This window comes from Bacteroidota bacterium, assembly GCA_018816945.1.
GTDB lineage: Bacteria > Bacteroidota > Bacteroidia > Bacteroidales.
The window spans coordinates 89568-109581 of record JAHIVC010000024.1; the positions used below are offsets into that span (position 1 = coordinate 89568).

Annotated in this window: 23 protein-coding genes; 4 read left to right on the plus strand and 19 right to left on the minus strand. The window is 36.2% G+C overall.

What is annotated here, in order from left to right; genetic code table 11:
- Window positions 1-13 precede the first annotated feature (13 nt).
- The 12 genes from KKG99_04625 to KKG99_04680 are packed head-to-tail and all read right to left on the minus strand — an operon-like array spanning window position 14 to window position 8235.
- Window positions 14-1198 carry an aminotransferase class I/II-fold pyridoxal phosphate-dependent enzyme gene (locus tag KKG99_04625; GenBank protein MBU1012267.1) on the minus strand — a complete coding sequence of 395 codons (1185 nt, stop codon included), beginning with the start codon at window positions 1196-1198 and terminating at the stop codon, window positions 14-16.
- Window positions 1199-1218: 20 nt separating this feature from the next.
- Complete coding sequence (locus tag KKG99_04630; GenBank protein MBU1012268.1) at window positions 1219-2061, minus strand: DUF89 family protein; 843 nt, start codon at window positions 2059-2061, stop codon at window positions 1219-1221.
- 8 nt (window positions 2062-2069) lie between these two features.
- Window positions 2070-2849 carry an MBL fold metallo-hydrolase gene (locus KKG99_04635; protein ID MBU1012269.1) on the minus strand — a complete coding sequence of 260 codons (780 nt, stop codon included), beginning with the start codon at window positions 2847-2849 and terminating at the stop codon, window positions 2070-2072.
- Between the two features lie 22 nt (window positions 2850-2871).
- A complete protein-coding gene (locus KKG99_04640; GenBank protein ID MBU1012270.1) occupies window positions 2872-4242 on the minus strand; it encodes an FAD-dependent oxidoreductase in 1371 nt (456 codons plus the stop codon).
- 2 nt (window positions 4243-4244) lie between these two features.
- Window positions 4245-4583 carry a NifB/NifX family molybdenum-iron cluster-binding protein gene (locus KKG99_04645; GenBank protein MBU1012271.1) on the minus strand — a complete coding sequence of 113 codons (339 nt, stop codon included), beginning with the start codon at window positions 4581-4583 and terminating at the stop codon, window positions 4245-4247.
- Between the two features lie 16 nt (window positions 4584-4599).
- On the minus strand, window positions 4600-5478 hold the full coding sequence (locus KKG99_04650) for an ATP-binding protein (protein MBU1012272.1): 879 nt from the start codon (window positions 5476-5478) through the stop codon (window positions 4600-4602).
- Window positions 5475-6341 (minus strand): ATP-binding protein, encoded by an 867-nt coding sequence (locus KKG99_04655; GenBank protein ID MBU1012273.1) that lies wholly within the window; start codon window positions 6339-6341, stop codon window positions 5475-5477. The genes KKG99_04650 and KKG99_04655 overlap by 4 nt, the downstream gene beginning before the upstream one ends.
- A complete protein-coding gene (gene tsaA / locus KKG99_04660; GenBank protein MBU1012274.1) occupies window positions 6338-6823 on the minus strand; it encodes a tRNA (N6-threonylcarbamoyladenosine(37)-N6)-methyltransferase TrmO in 486 nt (161 codons plus the stop codon). Before tsaA ends, KKG99_04655 begins: the two co-directional genes overlap by 4 nt.
- 3 nt (window positions 6824-6826) lie before the next feature.
- Entirely contained in the window at window positions 6827-7165 is a 339-nt protein-coding gene (locus KKG99_04665; GenBank protein MBU1012275.1) for a NifB/NifX family molybdenum-iron cluster-binding protein, read from the minus strand.
- Window positions 7166-7188: 23 nt separating this feature from the next.
- Window positions 7189-7416: a hypothetical protein gene (locus tag KKG99_04670; GenBank protein ID MBU1012276.1), complete on the minus strand. Its 228-nt coding sequence runs from the start codon at window positions 7414-7416 to the stop codon at window positions 7189-7191.
- Between the two features lie 53 nt (window positions 7417-7469).
- The gene (locus tag KKG99_04675; protein MBU1012277.1) at window positions 7470-7778 is read right to left on the minus strand and encodes a DUF5320 domain-containing protein; all 309 of its coding nucleotides are present in this window, start codon (window positions 7776-7778) and stop codon (window positions 7470-7472) included.
- Window positions 7765-8235: a DUF134 domain-containing protein gene (locus tag KKG99_04680; protein MBU1012278.1), complete on the minus strand. Its 471-nt coding sequence runs from the start codon at window positions 8233-8235 to the stop codon at window positions 7765-7767. Before KKG99_04680 ends, KKG99_04675 begins: the two co-directional genes overlap by 14 nt.
- Before the next feature lie 369 nt (window positions 8236-8604).
- On the opposite strand from KKG99_04680, the gene KKG99_04685 reads away from it, so the two are divergent.
- The gene (locus KKG99_04685) at window positions 8605-8880 is read left to right on the plus strand and encodes a hypothetical protein (protein ID MBU1012279.1); all 276 of its coding nucleotides are present in this window, start codon (window positions 8605-8607) and stop codon (window positions 8878-8880) included.
- Between the two features lie 180 nt (window positions 8881-9060).
- On the opposite strand, the gene KKG99_04690 is transcribed toward KKG99_04685, so the two are convergent.
- The 5 genes from KKG99_04690 to KKG99_04710 form a co-directional block, all read right to left on the minus strand.
- A complete protein-coding gene (locus KKG99_04690; GenBank protein ID MBU1012280.1) occupies window positions 9061-9837 on the minus strand; it encodes a gamma-glutamyl-gamma-aminobutyrate hydrolase family protein in 777 nt (258 codons plus the stop codon).
- Between the two features lie 69 nt (window positions 9838-9906).
- Window positions 9907-10605 carry a methyltransferase gene (locus KKG99_04695; GenBank protein ID MBU1012281.1) on the minus strand — a complete coding sequence of 233 codons (699 nt, stop codon included), beginning with the start codon at window positions 10603-10605 and terminating at the stop codon, window positions 9907-9909.
- Window positions 10606-10797: 192 nt separating this feature from the next.
- A complete protein-coding gene (gene rimM / locus KKG99_04700; GenBank protein MBU1012282.1) occupies window positions 10798-11319 on the minus strand; it encodes a ribosome maturation factor RimM in 522 nt (173 codons plus the stop codon).
- A 72-nt stretch (window positions 11320-11391) separates the two neighbouring features.
- Complete coding sequence (locus KKG99_04705; GenBank protein ID MBU1012283.1) at window positions 11392-12084, minus strand: 30S ribosomal protein S16; 693 nt, start codon at window positions 12082-12084, stop codon at window positions 11392-11394.
- Between the two features lie 101 nt (window positions 12085-12185).
- Window positions 12186-12554 carry a hypothetical protein gene (locus KKG99_04710; protein MBU1012284.1) on the minus strand — a complete coding sequence of 123 codons (369 nt, stop codon included), beginning with the start codon at window positions 12552-12554 and terminating at the stop codon, window positions 12186-12188.
- A gap of 162 nt (window positions 12555-12716) precedes the next feature.
- Between KKG99_04710 and dnaE the strand changes: the two genes are divergently transcribed.
- Together dnaE and trxA are read left to right on the plus strand one after the other, a co-directional pair.
- Window positions 12717-16178 (plus strand): DNA polymerase III subunit alpha, encoded by a 3462-nt coding sequence (dnaE, locus tag KKG99_04715; protein ID MBU1012285.1) that lies wholly within the window; start codon window positions 12717-12719, stop codon window positions 16176-16178.
- A gap of 65 nt (window positions 16179-16243) precedes the next feature.
- Window positions 16244-16561: a thioredoxin gene (gene trxA, locus KKG99_04720; GenBank protein MBU1012286.1), complete on the plus strand. Its 318-nt coding sequence runs from the start codon at window positions 16244-16246 to the stop codon at window positions 16559-16561.
- Window positions 16562-16641: 80 nt separating this feature from the next.
- Here trxA and KKG99_04725 read toward each other — a convergent pair whose 3' ends face one another.
- Both KKG99_04725 and KKG99_04730 read right to left on the minus strand, forming a co-directional pair.
- Window positions 16642-18741 (minus strand): helix-hairpin-helix domain-containing protein, encoded by a 2100-nt coding sequence (locus KKG99_04725; GenBank protein MBU1012287.1) that lies wholly within the window; start codon window positions 18739-18741, stop codon window positions 16642-16644.
- 2 nt (window positions 18742-18743) lie between these two features.
- Window positions 18744-19565: a hypothetical protein gene (locus KKG99_04730; GenBank protein ID MBU1012288.1), complete on the minus strand. Its 822-nt coding sequence runs from the start codon at window positions 19563-19565 to the stop codon at window positions 18744-18746.
- Between the two features lie 136 nt (window positions 19566-19701).
- On the opposite strand from KKG99_04730, the gene KKG99_04735 reads away from it, so the two are divergent.
- Window positions 19702-20014 (plus strand): DUF2461 domain-containing protein (locus tag KKG99_04735; GenBank protein ID MBU1012289.1); only part of this gene is annotated, 313 nt, incomplete at its 3' end.

Below are 20014 nucleotides of genomic sequence, written 5' to 3' on the forward strand. Positions count from 1 at the left end.
CAGTTAATCTTAATCATTTTATTTGATCCAAAGCATGTTTCAAGTCATCTATTAAATCTTCCACATCTTCAATTCCAACGGAGTATCTGACTAAACCGTCAGTGATGTGGGCCGCGAGTTTATCAGCTTTTGATACCCCTGCGTGGGTCATTGAAGCTGGATGTTGAATCAATGTTTCTACTCCACCCAGAGAAACTGCCAAGGTTGCAAGGTGAACATTGTCCATTAACGTGGAGCCGGCTTTATATCCTCCTTTCAGCCCAAAACTGATCATGCTCCCAAAGCCACTCATTTGTTCTTTGGCTAATTCATGTTGGGGAAATGATTTTAATCCCGGGTATTTAATCCATTCAACTTTTGGATGATTTTCAAGAAATTCAGCTATTTTCATCGCACTTGCCTGGGCTCGGTCAATTCGTAAGGATAAAGTTTTCACCCCCCTGATAACCATAAATGCCTGATGCGGATCCATGTTTCCGCCCATGTAGATCATCGCTTTACGGATAGTGTTATAAAGCTTTTCATCTTTGGCAACAATGATACCTCCTACGATATCAGCGTGACCGTTAATAAATTTAGTAAGTGAGTGAAGTACGATGTCAGCACCTAAGTTCAAAGGCTTTTGAAGATATGGGCTGCAAAAAGTATTGTCAACGCAAACAAGGATATTGTGCTGATGTGCAATTTCTGAAACTTTTTTAATGTCGGTAAGCTGAATAGTTGGGTTGGCCGGGGTTTCAAGATAGATTAATTTTGTTTTTGGTTTGATTGTCTTCTTAAGAAGCTCTATGTCGGAAGTATCAATATAGGAATACTCGACCCCAAATTTTGAAAAGTGAGTTTCCATTACGCCCCTGCTGGGGCCATAAACAGCACCTGTGCTGATCATGTGATCGCCTTGGGCCAAAATACTCATGTACACCGTTGAAACTGCCGCCATGCCTGATGATAAAGCAATTCCACGGTATCCGTTTTCGAGTTCTGCAATTTTATCTTCCAATACACCAATGGTAGGATTTCCGATACGGGTATAGATGAACCCTTTTTCTTTTCCTGCAAATAAATCGGCACCATGTTGTGCATTTCTGAATGAAAAAGTTGAAGTTTGATAAATGGGAGTAACAGCACTTCCAAATTCATCCTGATAATCTCCTGCATGGATCAATTTAGAATTGAATCCCATATTTTTTGTTTTCATAATGTAAAAATTGTTTTTAATTAGTTTATTGATTTTAATGTTATTTCGTTTTCTTTAATATTTAGTTCTTTGGCAATGACCGGGCATTTTGCTTTTAATAAAAAGAAAATCGGACGCTTACTATCTGATAAACTTTCGAAATTTCCCTGACCTTTGCTTATAATAAATTCAGCTTTGTCGAAACGGTTTAAGAAATCGGCATTACATATTTTGAGTAGGGTTACCGGAGCTGTACTCCCCGATGAGATAATTTCAGCAACTTCATGCAATCCTGAAGCAATTGCATCTTCATAGGTAACATCATTAATGATTGGGATTTCCCGAACTACAAATGTGACAGGCTTGCCCAATTCTTCAATTAAAATTTTATCGAAAACGGATTCGCCTGCATTATCACCAAGATAAAGAACAGAATCGGCCCTGTCGAGTTTGGCGACAAATTTGTCAAAATCCAGAATGGCAAAATCCTGTTGTAATATTTGCTTTAGATCTTCCTTGATATTAAAAGTTTTGTTAACGCCCAAATCAATCACATTGCCTGCAATGGCAATTCTGATCGCGGTCAATAATGGGTTTTTTGATTCCCAAACCAACCTTTTTAATTCCGGGTATAAAGCGAGTGCTTCGTTGATATTTGCTTTTTTAATTTTTTTATATGGATCGCTTATACCCGTTATGTTTTTAATTTCCTGATAAACAATCATACCCATTTCAGGTGGGGTTTGATCTAAAGAAAATCCTTTTATTGCGCATCCAACTTTATCGAGTATCTCTTTGATCAGGCTTTCGTCTTTAGTAATAAATTTACCTGCTCTCATTGCTTGCGACATAAAACAGGGTATGCACTCAAGATATGTTTTCATCGTTTTTGTTAGAGATTAATTACCATGCCCGTCTTTAGTTGTTTTATCTTAAATACATTGTAAAAAGCTGTTAAAGCAGGCAGCCCTGTGCAGTGTGAAGGATAAATATGTTTTATTTTTTGTTTCTTGAAATACTGTATGGTTTGCTTTGTTTGTTCATCAATCACATTAAGGTGAAATCCGCCGATCACTGCAACAACCTTATCAATTCCGGTTACTTCTTTTGCATAATCGATGATGTTGCATATGCCTGAATGCGCACAACCTGATACAACTATTAATTCGTTCTCCTGAATAACTACCAAAGCCGAATCATCAGGTACAAAATCATCAATCTTATGCTCATCAATAAAAGGGGTTTTCTCTGATTCAAAGGAATTAATTCGTGGAACTTCCCCCAAAAATATCAGATTGTCTGTAATATAGTATGGCTTTCGGGTATTGATCAATTTGAACTTTTTGTTTAATTCAGAATAGCACAAACTTAAACCGATATATTGATGATCTAGTTTTCTGTAACGTTTGATAAAAGCATAAGGATGACAAATCAGGTTTTTATTTTTCAGGTAACTTAATCCATCTCCATGGTCCCAGTGCCCATGACTTAATACCACATTTTCAACATTATCCAAATCAATATCAAGTTTTTCGGCATTCTTTAGAAAAACATCTGAATGGCCGGTATCAAATAATATTATGGTATTACAATGTTCTATAAAATAGGATAACCCATGTTCTGCAAGAAAATTACCAGATGCAGTATTCTCAGTTAAGACTGTTAGCTTCATCTTTAAATAATTTTTGTCTATTTTATTTGTTCACCGTTTTTTTTTCAATTTCGTTGATGATTTTTTCTGCTGCTTTAATCAAGATCGTTTTTGTAGGGGCTGGTGTTAATAATGGATGTGATCCAATTTGAAACGAAATTAGTTCATATACTGTTACTCCTTTTTGAATTGCCAAACTGATGGTATTAATGATTTCACCTGAAGATTTTCCTCCCCATACCTCACCACCAATGATTGAACCATCGTGAGGCGAGGCATAGAGTTTCAATGTTAATGGTGAAGTGTTTTCAAAGGTTCCGGGGTGCATGTCAAAATCACTGAATTTTGAGCTGATGTATTGAATATTCCCTTCTTCTGCATTGCTGTCATTAACTCCCGCTGAGGCCATGGCAATCCCGTTTATTTCGGTTGAAAATACAGCCAGGGTTCCCGTAAAGGATTTCCTGATTTTAATACCGAACAGGTTATGGCCCAATACGCGGGCTTCAGCAGTTGCAGTTGATGCCAGCATGATATTGTCAATTCTACCAGTTAAAAACCCAATGGTTTGCGAACAATCTCCAACGGCACATATATCTTTAATTTTGGTGCGTTCGTAATGATCAACAATAATTGCCCCTGCTTCATTTATTTCAAGTCCTGCATTTTTTGCCAAATCGGTATTTGGCTTATAGCCGATGGCCATAATTACGGCGTCGCATTTTATTTCTTCCCCGTTATTCAAAATAACGGATGTGGCAATTCCATCCGTGCCAATTATTTTATCGACTTGTCTTGAGGTTAAAACATTAGCCCTGGTTTGTTTAAGCGCATCTGTAGCAATTTGACTTAACTCTTTTGAAAAGGCTTTAGAAAAACAATTAGCTTCACTTTCAATGATAGTAACTTGTTTTTCAGGATGCATTGAAAGCTGCTCTGTTACTTCGGCCCCGATAAATCCCCCTCCAATTACAACGATATTTTTTTTTGATCTTAGTTTTTCAAGGATTTCTTTAATGTATTCATAACTTTTTTTTATGTAAAAAACATTTTCAAGGTTATTTCCTTCAATAAAGCTTGGGATTACGGCTATCGATCCTGTTGCAAAAACCAGTTTTTTAAAACGATATTCATTTCCTGTTTTTGTAGTGACTGTTTTTGTATTCAAATCAACATTGTTAACGGTGCCTTTTACAACTTCTCCTCCCAAATCAATGAATGGTTTTGGACCCATTACATTTTTTTCAACATCATCAAGCCTGTAAAAAACATAAGGAATTCCACAAGGAACCAACCCTTTCTCTTCTTCTTTAAACATTAACATGGATTTATCCGGGTATTGTCCTTTTGCCGTAACACCGGTTATAATCCCGGCAGGTCCTGCACCGATAATGATAACATCAAATTCTTTCATGCCTATAATCTTGCTAAAACATTATTATTATATGCGTTAAATGCTTCTTTTATTGTCATGTCACCTGCACCAATATAAATTATGATGCCTGCTTTTTCTAGAACTGTGGCCGCGTTTCCACCAGGCCCATTGCCTGTTATGAGGATGTTGGCACCCAGTTCAAATAATTTTTGTGAGGTTTTTGGACCGGCCCCATGTGCCTCATTTTCTATCGATCGATTATCGAAGTGTGTAATTTCTTTCGTTTCTTCATCATAAACAAAGATGAATTCTGTTCGGCCAAAACGAGGATCCATTTGTGAATCCCATGCTGTACCTTTAGTTGTAAATGCTATTTTCATGGTTGTTTTTTATCTATTATTGATTTGCTAATTCTTTAACTTTATTCCAACAATTTGTAAGTTGGATACTTAATTCCTCGTGATCGTATTCAACAATGGTTTGTCCAATTGTCATGGCTTTTGTGAAGTTTTCATTATACGGTAAATTGGTCAGATGAAAAATATTTTCCTTGTTTAAAAAAGCCGAGATTTCAAGACTGATTTTCGGATTAATGTCAGATTTATTAATGATGCAACCTGCTTTGATCTTGAATTTTTTTACTAATTCATAAACCCGTTTTAAATCATGTAAGCCAGAGATGCTTGACTCTGTTACCATTACCACAAAATTTGCCCCCGATAAAGAGGAAACAACCGGACAACCAAGTCCAGGAGAGCCATCAACTATTACAAAAGCTTTGTTTGTCATGGTGGCAATACGCTTGGCTTCATTTTTTACTTTGGCCACCAATTTCCCTGAGTTGTCGGCTCCAATCCCAAGTCGGGCGTGGACCATTTTACTTCCGGTTTTTGTTGTGGAGATATAACATTTTCCTACATTCAGTGTTTCATTTGTAATAGCTTGAGCCGGGCAAATTCGGGCGCAATAGCCACACCCTTCACAATTTAATTGATCAATAGAATATTGATCATTTTTTAAGGAAATGGCTTCGAACCGACAAATTTCCGCGCATGCTCCGCAGAAAGTACACTTAGCCTGATTTATTTTTGCCAATTCACCACTATAAAAATCTTCTTTATTTGCAAAATCCGGATTCATCAGCAGATGCAGATCCGCGGCATCCACATCGCAATCGGCAACAACAACATCTTTACCCCCTAGATAAGCAAAAGATGCAGTAATGGAAGTTTTGCCGGTTCCCCCTTTTCCTGAAATAATTACAATTTCTTTCAAGATAAACCTCCATTTCTGTAATTATGGATGAATTGTTTAATGCTTTCAAGTTCTTGTTTAAATACAGGATGTTTTTCGTAAATGAGTTCTCCTCGAGAATAAAGTTCTGCAATGCGCCTGTCATTTGGGATTCTTGCTATTACGGGAATAGATTCTGTTTTGCAATAATTTACTACCTCACTATTCCCTATTCCATCACGGTTGATGACGACCACAAAATCTTTTTCAAGTTCTTCCATCGTATCAATTGCCAGTTTTAAATCATGAAAGCCAAATGGGGTTGGTTCTGTTACAAGAATAATAAAATCGGCATCTTTAGTTGCTTCAATCACAGGGCAGGAAGTTCCGGGAGGTGAGTCATATATTTTTAGGATCTCTTTTTCAAAATGCCGATCAACATATTTCTGAGTTTGCGAAATGAGTGGAACTGCTTGTTCCTGCCCAATATCCAGCCTGCTTTCGATAAAAGTCAATTCTTCTTTTTGAAAATGTTTAAGTTCACCCATTTTCTGTTTTTGCATGGGTAAAGCATTTACCGGGCAAAGTTCAGAACAGGCATAACATGCATGACATAATTCAGGGAATACCATTATTTGAGGTCCCAACTGTATAATCGCGTGGAAATTGCAAACTTGCTGACAAAGCCCACATAAGGTGCATTTATCTTCGACCCAAGCAGGATGCATTTTATATTTATGTTCCTGATGGATTAAATTAGCATCAATGAACAAACCTGAATTGGGTTCCTCAACATCCAGATCAACCAAGACTATCTTCTCCTCTTTGGCCAGATAATGAGCCAAATTAACAGATAAAGTTGTCTTACCTGTTCCTCCTTTCCCACTGGCAATTGCTATTTTCATTTATTTTTGAGTATGGTTTGATCCGGGATGTTACCCTCTTTAAAATGTTTTTCAATCCATCCCGATTTGGTATTGTCCTGATGGTCAAAATACTTTACATAAGGTTTAATGTCGAGCAGGGGAGTGCCATCGAGTATATCAACTCCGGTGAAAAATATCATGTCATTATCTGTTTTTTTGATTTTAACAATCGAGAATCCAATTTTGTTGGGCCGATAGGGGCTTCTAATCGCAAATATGCCATGTTCTTTGTCTTCAAGATAGGGTTTTGCGATCATTTTTACTTCCTTGCATTGATGAAAATAATAAATCAAAATGGCATGACTAAAACCATCCAGGTCTTTTAAACCAGCGGAATATTCTTCAAAAATCTTACATGAAGCCTCGATTGTTTTTCCAAAAGAAGCCTGGATAGGGATGTCTTTTTGTTCCTTGAATGGTGTATTAATAACCCCTATCTGACTGAACTCAATTTTTTTCATCAATTAATGATCACAAAGATTATCACCGGTTTTAAGTTGGTTATTTAAAAGATTTTCAACCAATTGTTTTGGAGAACCATCCAGAACGCCCATGTGAACTTCAATATTATTTTGTGCAAAAAGCGTCTGGGCTTGCTGCCCCATTCCTCCTGCGATAATTACGTTTACTCCCTGATCAGCTAGAAATTTTGGATACACACCGGGTTGATGTACAGGAGGAGTCAATATATGCTCATCGATAATGGTATTGTTTTCTACTTCAACAATTGCAAATTTTTCGCAGTGGCCAAAATGTGCTGTCAATTGGCCATTTAATGTTGGAATTGCAAATTTTCTTTTCATTCTTTTTGTTTTTAGGTGATTTGTTATGGATTTAGTAATTCCTCTCTGATCATTGTTTTATCGCAATTTGGGCATTTTAAGGTTGTGCATTTTATGTCTTGCTGATGTGGGATTTTTGTTCCACATTTGGCGCAGATACAAAAGCCCCCGGTTCCAAAGCCTCCTCCTTTGTTACGTCCGCGTCCTCCACCTTTGCCCAGGCCTTTTCCTGAGCTAATGCCATTATTTTTATGTTCTTCTGAATTAATCATAATAATTGGTGTTTAAATTTATTAAGGTAGACCTCTTTCGGCCTGCCTCGACTTTAGCTTTTTTTATTTAATTGAGATAGCTGATCCTCAATATTCAACAATTGTTCTTTTAAAATTTTGATTTCATTTTCGAGCAAAGTATTATTAGATATATTCGGAATGTCTTCCTGATAATATCTCCGGTTTCCTGCTCTGTATCCTTCTCTGAAGTTACGGCCGAATCCCTTATTTCTCCTGAATCCTCCACCAAAACCAAATCCTTGGTTTGTAAATCCCGGTGCTTCATTCCCGCGGCAATAACCTAATTGTCGCCCAGTCATTGGACCCGTTCCTGCAGGTCCTGTTTTGTCACCTCGTGGCATAATTACCTCCTTTTTTAAAGTTTTTGTTAGAACAACAACGACCATGTCCAAACCCACCGGCCAGGTTTAATAAGTTTTTCGAATGACATGCAGGGCATTCAGTGATTGTTTCACTGAAATCCATATTGAACATATGGCCACAATCTTGGCAATGGATAATGTTCTTTCGAAAATGAACATTTCCTCCTTCAATTACCAAAAATCTTCCTTGGACTAGAAATTCAGCTGCTTTTTTTCTGGCTTGTTCAATTAAGCGTGTAAACGTTGATCTGGAAATTTCCATTTCATCTGATGCGTCAGCATGTGATAAACCAAGTTGGTCAGCAAGTCTTAGTGCTTCAAATTCATCAAGGCTCAGTGAAATTTGTTCTGAAGACATTCCTCTGATTCCAACCGGTTTAAAGGCAGAAAAGAGGGGTGGTTCATGCACAATTCGATTGCTTTTTGGTCTGGTCATGGTTGTTGAGAATTGAATTATTATACAAAAGTAATGAACATACGTTCATAATGCAAGTGTTTTCCCAAATTTATATAAGCTAATATATGTTGCGTATTACTTCCTTACAGATAAGGAATATATATCCCCATATTAAATGGGTATGTAAACCATGAACTCAAATAAACTATCCCAGGCAATTTTAAAATTTTACTTTAAGTGTGTTACCTACTTTAATTTAGGTGATTTGCCTAAATTTTTTTAAAAGTCTTCCCATATTTTTGATGATAACTGGAGTTATTAATCATAGAAGTCAAAATGCACGATAGAAAGTAAAATTTCTAGCAAGGTTTTACAATTTTATTGACAGGCTTCATAAATTAAAAAATTATGAATAGCGTAAACAGGTTTGGGCCTAAGTTCGAGGTTGATTCTTATGTGAACGAAAGCGAGATTTTGCAATTAGAAATGAAGTCTTTAGACAATCGTGGGATGAATTATGAAATTTATAGTAAAGGTTTTCTTGTATATTATTTTAAGAGAATCGAGGGACAAACCTTGCAACTTTTTTGCTGTACCAGTAAAGAATCGTATTATCTTTCAAATGATACAAGTATGAGTTCACAAAATGATAAGGTTGGTTTACTAGATTGGCTGTTTACTTAATCAAAACTCATTAATAACGTAAATCTGATTTAAAAGCTTTTATCTGCATCATAAAATATTCCAATGCAGATTTAGATAGTGGATTTTCTCAATCCATTTGCTCCTAATGTTATGGTATGCGAATGAAAAGGATTGATCATTCACTTCTTTATGCTAATAGTTCAAAAGCTTGAAGAATAGCTAATCCAGATCTTTCTCTTGAAAACGGTGTGCTTCATAGAGTAATAATTCTAATAAATTCCATGAAAGTGGATCACCTTGCATGTCGCGTTCAGGATGCCATTGAACACCCATTAAAAAAGATTTCCCTTCAGGTTCTTCCCATTCAATACCTTCAATGATTCCATCTAGTGTAGATCTTGCAGAGACCCTTAATGATTCTCCCAGTTGGTCGATAGCTTGATGGTGGGCGGTAGTAACATTTCCACTCGTTACGTTCGTAGTCCATGCCAATTTAGTGCCGGGTTCAATAGTAACTCCATGAAGACCTTTTCTTTGGCTGTGGTTGACAATGGTGTCAACATCGGTCGGGATATCGATTATTAAACTACCACCCATGGCCACATTGATCATTTGTTGGCCACGACAAATGCCCAAAATAGGCATTCCCATCTCCAACGCTTTTTTAATTAATGCAAGCTCAAGGGTATCTCGTCTAAAATCAATTTGGCCACAGCGGGCAGTGTCCGATTCCTTTCCATACAGGCCCGGGTAAATGTCAGATCCTCCTGTGATGATTAATGCATCACAGCTATCCAGTTTGGCTAATGCTTCATCCAATGAACGAGTGTACAATTCAACGACTTGGGCTGTGGAATCAGCAGAAGCAATCCAAGTGTAACAATTTTTGTTGGTTTTAGAAAGAGCGATGGTCAATGTTTTTTCGCTTGGACCGGAACAAGAGATTAGCAGAACCAAAATGAATAAATAAGGAATAAATTTAATGTGTGTTTTCATGGCTAGGATTTTTTGACAAATTATAAAAATTTGTTTTAACAAAAACAGTTGTACCGAAAAATAGGACCATCAGCTCAAATAATAATTCTTACATAAATAATGATAAGCCTCTGAAAATTCATTGTTTTCTTCTCGAAGATAAATTTCCATTTCTTCAAGTTTGGATTTATAAAAACTAAATTCCATCAAAACACGATTGACCTCTTTTGTAGCTTTTGGCCTTATCTTTAATTGTTTGTTTAGGTAGATATTTTCAATTAAGGCTATGTCTTTAAAGTGTTTACTCTCTGTATAAGGTAGAATTATACACGCTTTTCCTTTTGGTGTCAATAAATTTGCAATGCCATGAGCCAGTTCTTCATAACTGAGTTCGCCGGTATGTTTTGAACGTGTTTTATTTTTGTATGGAGACTTTAATGAGTCAATAAAAAAAGGGGGGTTACTCACAATTAAATCGTATTTCTTAGATTCTGATTTGCAAAAATCATTGAGTGAATAATGTTTTGCCATGATTTGATCTGCCCACTTTGATTTCTGAAAATTATAATTGGCTTGATCGACTGAATTTTTGTCGATATCAATGGCTTGAATTTGGGCTTTTGATCGTTGGGCAAGCATGAGCGAGATAACCCCAGAGCCTGTCCCAATTTCTAAAATATTATTTGCATCCTTAATTTCGGTCCAAGCTCCCAATAAAACGGCATCAGTTCCCACTTTCATGGTCGACTGATCATCTTCAATACTGAATTGTTTGAATTGGAAAGACATTATCGATGTGTTTATGTGTTCAGGTGTTCAAGTGTTCAGATGTTTAAAGGCTCAGAAGCTCAGTAGTTACAGTAAATCAACAATTGTATTTCCATTGTATTTCAATGTATTACAATCGTATTACAATCATATTACCATTGTATTACTATTGTATAACCATTGTATTACAACTGAATCAACACAAACTGACAATTACAAATAAATGTCTATCAACCCATCCGGTGCTTCAATATCAATACGTTTTTTTTCTCGGTCCACATCTATGATAATCTCGTCAGTAATGGGGATCAGTATCTCCTCATCGTCAAAAGTAATCTGCAGAATAGCTTGGTATGTCTGGTCAAGCACCGTTTCTACTATCCCTACAAAACCGTGTACTTTATCGTAAACTTCATATCCTGTAACCTCATGAAAATAGAATTTATTGCCTTTAAGTTTAGGCAAACTGCTAAGCGGAAGATAAAGCGAACAACCTTGGAGCAATTTGGCAACATCTGTGTTGTCAATATTTTTAAATGCAACATTGGCTTTATTGTCTGTAATTACAATTTCTTCTATTGGATAATTAACCAATTGATCTTTAATCGCAACACCTATTTCTTTTAAATTTTTATAATAGCTTGGATTGTCTGTGTCGAGTTGAATTCGAAGTATGCCCTTATTCCCAATTGTTTTTACAATATATCCTAAATAATAATGATTACTTATATCCATTTTTTTTGGTTTAAAAGTACAAAAAAAAAGGCCGAATGTTTACATCCGGCCCATTCTGAAATTTAACAGTGTTTATTCTGCTTTTGTTTCTTCCGATTCTTCTTTTGCTTCTTCAGCTAAAGGTTCTTCGACAACAGCTTCCGTTGCAGGTTCAACAACTTCCGCTATCGGTTCAACAACTTCTGCAACTGCAGGAGTTTCTTTTACTACTTCAGCTTTAGGTTCTTCAACAACTGTTTCTACTACTTCTTCAATTACCTCCGGTGCTTCTTCTTCAATTTTAGCAGGTCGGGATGCAGCTATTTCAGCAGCTCTTTTCTTTGCTACCTCGGCAGCTCTTTCTTCTTTAATTTTCACTTCAGCTTCGTGACGGACTTTAAGTTCGTCTTTGCTTAACGATTGGGTTTCTTTTAGCTTCCCTTCAACTTTAGCTTCTTTTTCTTTCAGCCAAATTTGAAATTTTGCTTCTGCTTGTTCTTCGGTCAATGCGCCTTTTGTTACACCTTTCATCAAGTGATTCTTGTAAAGAACCCCTGTGTAGGATAAAATAGCCCTGACAGTGTCAGTTGGCTGAGCGCCTTTATTTAACCAAGCTACTGCCTGATCGATATCAATACTGATATCAGCTGGTTGTTTAATAGGATTGTAGGTGCCAATTCTTTCAATGTATTTTCCGTCCCGTGGTGCACGACCATCCGCGATAACGATGTGATAGAAAGGCATTCCTTTCTTTCCGTATCGTTGTAATCTAATCTTTGCTGGCATAAATCTTTAATTTTAAATGAGATATAATGTTTTTTAAAAATGGCTGCAAATATCCGATTATTTTTTGAAAAATAAAAGCTTTAATAGTTTTTAGTTTATTATTACTTAAACAGATCTGTTAGCTTATTGGTCTCTTTATCTATAGAATTGAAGATAGCAGCCATCTCAAGCTTGTTTTCTGTTCCAAATTCTATCAATCTTTGTTTTATTTCTTTTAACTTATTTTCTTCCAAATTGAGTTGGATTTTCCAGATATCCGGAAATTTGATGAGCATTTCTTTATCTTTTTTAAAAAATGAAATTTGTTGTTCAGTACTTTGATAATTGCGCAAAAACTTTGAAATATCTGGGTTTTTAAGGCTGATATTGTCCAAAATCAATGCAAAATCATTTGATTTGTACTTAATTTCGTTTTCAGGATAAAGCTGATCGTGTATTTTCTCTGCCAGAAGTAAGCTCGTTGTTTTCATACAGCAAAAATAGTTTTTCCTTTCCATTAAGCCTCAATAGCTTCCGGATTCAATCATTTAAACTTTACACATTTTATTAACATTGGGATTTTTACCTAACTTTTTGGCTAATTTTACAAGTCCTAATTGACTATCTTTCATTCGAATAATTGTTGTTGTTTTATGCCTGATTTCACTCATTTACACGTACATACCCAGTATTCTATTTTAGATGGAGCTGCGAAAATAAGCAGTTTGATTGCCAAAGTGAAAGAAACCGGGATGGATTCCATTGCAATTACCGATCATGGTAATATGTTTGGCGTGTTAAAGTTTATGAAAGAGGCCAGACAGCATAAAATAAAACCCATCATTGGTTGTGAAGTATATGTAGCCAAGGAAAGCCGATACGATAAACATGGTACACCGGATCGCTCCGGCTACCATCTGATTTTATTGGCAAAAAACCTTCAAGGATATAAGAACCTAACTAGGTTGGTTTCGTTGGGTTATATTCAAGGCTTTTATTATACTCCCCGAATTGATAAAGAGATTCTGGCACTTTATTCTGAAGGGATCATTGCTTCAACGGCCTGTTTGGGAGGTGAATTACCTCAAGCAATATTGAATAATGATGAAGCACAGGTAGATGCTGTAATGAAATATTTCATTGATATTTTTGGAGATGATTTTTACTTGGAATTACAAGATCATGGACATGAAGAGCAAAAAAGAGTAAATCAGCGTCTTCTGGAACTTGCCAAGAAATTTAACAGAAAGGTAATAGCCACAAACGATGTTCATTTTGTAGATAAGGATGATTTTGATGCCCACCGAATTTTAATCTGTTTAAATACAGGTAAAGATTTGGATGATGTGACAGGTATGCATTATACAGGAAACGAGTACCTGAAAACGCCCAATGAAATGGCTGAACTCTTCAAAGATGTTCCTGAGGCATTGTCCAATACCCGTGAAATAGTTGATAAAATTGAGGATTACGAAATAACAACCAAAAATATTTTATTGCCTCATTTTCCTTTACCCGAAGGATTTGAAACAGAAGATGATTATTTAAGATATCTCACTTATGAGGGTGCAAAAGAAATGTACCCTGATTTAAATGAAGAAGTTACGAAGCGCCTTGATTTTGAACTCAGTGTAATTAAGGAAATGAAATTTCCAGGCTATTTTCTGATTGTGCAGGATTTTATTGCCAAAGCCAGGGAAATGGGGGTTGTTGTAGGCCCGGGTAGGGGTTCCGCTGCAGGTTCGGCAGTAGCATATTGTACCGGAATTACAAATATAGATCCTATAAAATACAATTTGCTTTTTGAGCGATTTCTAAATCCTGACCGGATTTCAATGCCTGATATTGATATTGATTTCGATGATGAAGGTCGTGAGGCGGTATTAAATTATGTAGTCAAAAAATATGGCACCAATCGAGTAGCTCAAATTGTCACTTTTGGTACCATGGCAGCTAAGCTTGCGATACGTGATGTAGCAAGGGTTTTAAAACTCCCTCTGGCTGAAGCCGACAGGATTGCAAAACTTGTTCCGGAAAGACCGGGGATTACCCTAAAACAGGCTTTCAAAGAGGTAAAGGAGTTAGCTGATATAAAACTAAATGGAGATGAACTCTCACGGAAAACCTTAAGTTTTGCACAAACCCTTGAAGGATCGGCAAGACACACCGGAACTCATGCCTGTGGTGTAATAATCGGACCGGATGACTTAATCAATCATGTACCTTTAAGTAATGCCAAGGATTCAGCGCTCAACGTAACCCAGTACGAAGGCAAATTGGTCGAAACTGTTGGCATGCTCAAAATGGACTTTCTGGGTTTAAAAACCTTATCTGTCATCAAGGATGCGTTAAGAAATATTGAAGAAGGCAAGGGCATTATCATCGATATCAATAAAATACCCCTTGAGGATACAAAAACATTTGAACTCTATCAGCGTGGCGATACAATTGGGACCTTTCAGTTTGAATCGGAAGGTATGCGGACTTACCTGAAAGATCTTAAGCCCACAACCATTGAGGATTTGATTGCGATGAATGCCTTGTATCGTCCGGGTCCGATGAGCTATATTCCTGTTTATATTCAACGAAAGCACGGAAAAGAAGTGGTTGAATACCCACATCCCTGGCTCGAAGAAATTTTGAAACCGACTCATGGAATCATGGTTTATCAGGAGCAAATCATGCAGACTGCCCAAATCATGGGAGGATATAGCTTAGGTAGAGCGGATATACTCAGAAGGGCAATGGGTAAGAAACAGACAGATGTGATGGAATTGCAAGAAGTTGATTTTGTGAAAGGTGCTGAAGATAAAGGGATTGATACCGGAACTGCCACTGAAGTTTTTAAAATGATGGCACGTTTCGCCGAATATGGTTTTAACAGGTCCCACTCAGCCGCCTATTCAATTATTGCTTATCAAACTGCTTATCTCAAAGCCCATTATCCTGCCGAATACATGGCAGCAGTGCTCACTCACAATTTAAGTGATATCAAAAAAATCACCTTTTTTATTGACGAATGCAAGCGTCAGGGGATTCCGGTTGCCGGACCAGATGTGAATGAAAGTAAATTGAGGTTCATCGTTAATAAAAATAATGAAATAAGGTTCGGAATGGCTGCCGTTAAAGGAGTTGGTGAAGCTGCAGTTACTGCACTCATCGAAGAGCGAAAGCTGAATGGCCCGTTCAAAGATATTGTGGATTTTGCTACCCGTGTAAATTTAAGGGCCGTGAACAAAAGAAGTTTTGAAGCACTGGCGATGTCAGGTGCTTTTGACTGTTTTAATAGTTCGCATCGGGCGCAATTTTTCTATCGTCAAAATTCGGATGACAGTATTTTCCTTGAAAAAATTATTAAACATTGCGCTGCTATTCAGGAGAGGCAAAACTCTGCACAAGCCTCTTTATTTGGTGATGCGGATGAAATTAGAGTTCCGGCTATAGAGTTGCCCGAATGTGAACCTTGGAGTAAAATTCAGCAGTTGAAACATGAAAGGGAAGTAACGGGTTTTTATATGTCGGGTCATCCATTAGATGATTATAAAAATGAAATCAAACATTTTTGTGATGTAACGATTGGCGACTTATTGGAAAATCTGAAATCGTTTAAAAATCGAAATGTTACCCTTGCAGGAATGGTTACTTCTGCAACTTCCCGATTTACTAAGAGTGGACAACCTTTTGGAACTTTTCAATTAGAAGATTTTGAAGATACCTTTCAAATGGCATTGTTTTCGGAGGATTATTTGAAATACAGGCATTTTTTGGTTGAAGGAAATTATTTATTGATTAAAGCCAGAATTCAAAACCGGTACAACCTCGAGAATCATCTGGAAATAAAAATTACAAGTGTTAGTTTGCTGGCAGAAGCCATGCAAAATAACACGCGCGAGATTACGGTTTTACTTGATAGTGCCAAAGTTGATAAAGATATTATAGCAAAACTGAAATCTCTTATTGTTAAGCATAAGGGAAATATTCCAATACGGATTAAACTGTTTGATCGGGATGAGAATAAAACGATAGAATTAAAGGCAAAAAGTGCAAAGGTTGATGCCTCCGGTTTCTTAAAAGCATTGGAACTTGATGATGGGTTTAATTATAAATTAAATTAAAAAAATCAGCCCCCCTTTTAAATAAATTGTAATTTTGTGAATCATTTATATTAAAAATTTGAATTATGGCATTAGAAATTACAGATGCGAATTTTGAAGAAATTGTATTGAAATCTAACAAACCTGTTATCATAGATTTTTGGGCAGTTTGGTGCGGACCATGTAGAATGGTTGGCCCAATCGTTGAAGAAATTAGTAAAGAATATGAAGGCAAAGCCGTTGTTGGAAAAGTTGATGTTGATAATAATCCCGGCGTTTCAGCCAAATTTGGGATCAGAAATATTCCAACAATTCTTTTCTTTAAAAATGGAGAAATTGTTGATAAACAAGTTGGAGCCGTTCCAAAGCAAGTTATCGCCAACAAATTAGAAGCGTTACTTTAATCCTTGTTATTCTAAAATATGTAAACTAAAACCGGATCAGAATGCTGACTCCGGAATTTGGTTTATTAACCCATTTTTACTTATAGTTGAATTCTGAATTGAATTTTTACTTCTGATTTGGTTGACCCGTCAATTTTTTCACTTCCCGAACCGATACATTCTTTTTTGTTAAAATAGGTGTGTGCAAACTTTAACCAACAACTTAAATGCTTGCTCATTTTATAACTCAGCAAAAGATAAAAATGATTGCCCTTGTCGTAAAAGGAAGGGATACTGAAAGCATATAAAACATCATTTTCATAAGTGTAAATTCTTGACTCAAACCCATCGGTATTAAAATTTGTATATCTGAAAACCAATCCAACCGGGCTGCGGGTTGATGAATATTCAGCTTGTTGGAAAATTAACAAGCCATTTTCGTTTTTCTTAGATGTATTTTTGTAATTAGCCCATTCAAACCTGCTTTTTAAACCAAATTCATCGTTAAGTTTGTAAGTGAAATCCAGCCTTAAACTTTCTTTGATTTCATTAACCAATTCATTGAACCAGTATTCGTTCGACGAATTTACCTGTTTGTTTTTGTGTTTATATCTCAAGTATAATTGCATGCTTTCGGAAAAAGTATGGTTTAGTTGAATGAAATAATCCGTTCCTTTGGAAGGCGCGTTTACTCCACTTTTAAGCCAGGGAAATTGAAAAACATCAGCATATAACCGAATCTGCCATTTGGGGAGAAACCAATTATCGAACCCTAAATATAGTCCTTTTTCATTTTTTGATAATGTACCTTCCGCAAAAGCATTGGAATATAAATTTTGATACTTGTCTTCATAGTTTCTATATAAAAGGCTGATGTTTGAATATGAATCCGGATGAAAGTCCATGCCAGTCAGATAAGCAATCCCTTTATTTTTGCTCATCGAAAATTCACCATAAAAAGAAGTGTTTTTTATAAACCATTTGTAATCCAAACCAATGCAATTATTATTTTTCCCCGAAAAATCATACTTTTTATAAAGTTGATCGGAAGCAATTAAAGTTGCATCCCATGTTGAAAAATAAGCAGTTGAACTTAGTTGAAGGGTGCTAAAATTGTAAGAAAGCCGGATTCCCATTATTTGTTCATTTAATATATTCCGGTCATTTAATTCGTTAACAGTACGATGTAATCCTGTGTTTTGTAAGGAGGTGACAGATAAAATTTGACCGCTATCATCCGTGTCATAGACATTGGCATCCCTGTTTTTATTTGAATAGAATAAGTGAAAGTTGGTTTTCCCTTTCGCCAGGGTAAGGGCTATTCCGCGGAAAAAATTATTCTCGATGGTAGAAGTACTCGGGATAATACCACTTGCGTTTCGTTTTACCGAACCAACTTCAGAGGATTTGTTGAAGGCGAAATTCGACCACAAGGTCAGGCCTTGCCCGAATTGCAAATGATAATCACCTACCACGATTTTTTTGATCAACCCAATATTGGAGGCACTCATGTGAAAGCTACAAAAATCAATCAATGGTATTTTTTTTAATAGTAGATTATGGGAAATGGGATAATTGTTTTTGAGAAGGACTTCTCCGGGATCCTTTTCGATCACAAATCCTGCACTAAATAAATCACCACTATGTATCTTATATTTTGTATATATTTTTGACGGGGTCCCTAAATAACTGTTATTAGGATGTAGTGAAAATTCAATATCGTCAACACTTTTGTAACCCTGCTTAGGTTGGACAATTCGATCGTAGCGGATAAACATTTGATGATGTGTATTTAACAATATTTTGCCAATATTTAGTTTTGCTGAAGTTTCTTCTCCCGCATAAATAAAAGGTTCAATTGAGGTAAGAATCTCCTTGTCGAAGCCATCGAGAAATTGGATTTCCTGAACAGATTGAATTTCTCCAACCAATTTTCGATAATTCAAAATGCTGTAATATTGCTGATCGTTCAACAAATTGAGTTGGAGCAGACGCTGAATATCGGAACTGTTAATATTGATTGGGTTATTGCTAAGGTCAAGCAATTGTTCAAATAGTTCTGACGTTTCTATGCTTTCTTCTGCATTTTCGAGCATAGATTCCAATTTTTTCTCAATTATCTGCCTAACCTTCTCATCTTGTGGTTGAACCGTGTTAATTAAAAATATGGTGAACCCCAGTAATAACCAGCATGTTTTCATCTTCAGAACTCATAAGTTATTGATAATTGCGGACTGTATCCGAGTGCATTATGCATGGATGATGAAAAATCGAGCATTAGATTTTTTAATTTCAACCCAATTCCGAATGTAATTTTTTCATTGAATGAAGAATAACCAATACGTAAAGCAAACTTATCTGCATTGAGATATTCAATTCCGGAATTAATTCCATTCCCGAATTTTGTATGACTTTGAACTTCCAAAAATCCTTCAAGCGTGCCGGAGAGATGATAACTCAAACCAAGTTTAGTGATTCCTGCTAACTCAAGCTTATCAAGGTTGTTTGAGATAAATTGAGGATTTAAGAAATGAAATGCGATTCGAAGGTTTTTATCATGCTCATATATAAAACCTCCCTGAAAACTATAAACTCCTGCCCGCCCAAGTTCATAATTTTGATTAATCGCATAGTGAAAAAGTTGTAGTCCAGCAGATAATTTTTCACTTAATTTCATTCCATAAGAAATTCCAATATGGGTTTCGTTAAATTCAGTTTCGCCAAATTGGAACAATGATAGGCCCAAGGTTCCGTTGGGGAAGGGTAATGCGAGAGCAATGGATTTAGTGCTCAATGATTTTATCATGAATTTGTTTTCGACAAACAGGCCCGTGTTTATTCTGTTTATCGATGCCAACCCTGCCTGGTTATTGATGGCCGACCAAAAATCGGTCATACAAATACTCGTAAAACCTAAGGCCGTTGAGCGGGCACAGGAAACTTCATCAAATATTCCGGCACGAATTATATTAACAGGGCAATTAAACAGAATAACAAATACGATGGTGAAAATCTTCAATTTCATTTAATAGGCTTTGGTATTTAATACTAAAAGGCTGTTTTTGTCGCATTTATTTAAAATATTTTATTCGCATTTCAATGAAGCAGAGTGTTGTTAGCCGGGATTTTTTTATTTTTACAATGAATCAAAAATTAAATGGATGATTAAGCAAAATATTTTTGAATTTCTTGCCGAACTTGAAGCAAATAATAATCGCGAATGGTTTACTCAGCATAAACAATTGTACAATTCAGCTTTTGATGACATGCTGAAAGTGGTTGAATATTTGATTCCGAAAGTTGGGGCGTTCGATCCGGATATTAAAAATCTGGATGCCAAAAAATGCATGTTTCGGATTTATCGGGATGTTCGGTTTTCAAAAGACAAAGCACCTTTTAAGCAAAATTTCGGTGGCTTTTTGGTTAAAGGTGGACGGAATTCAGGAAATGCAGGTTATTATCTTCATATTGAAA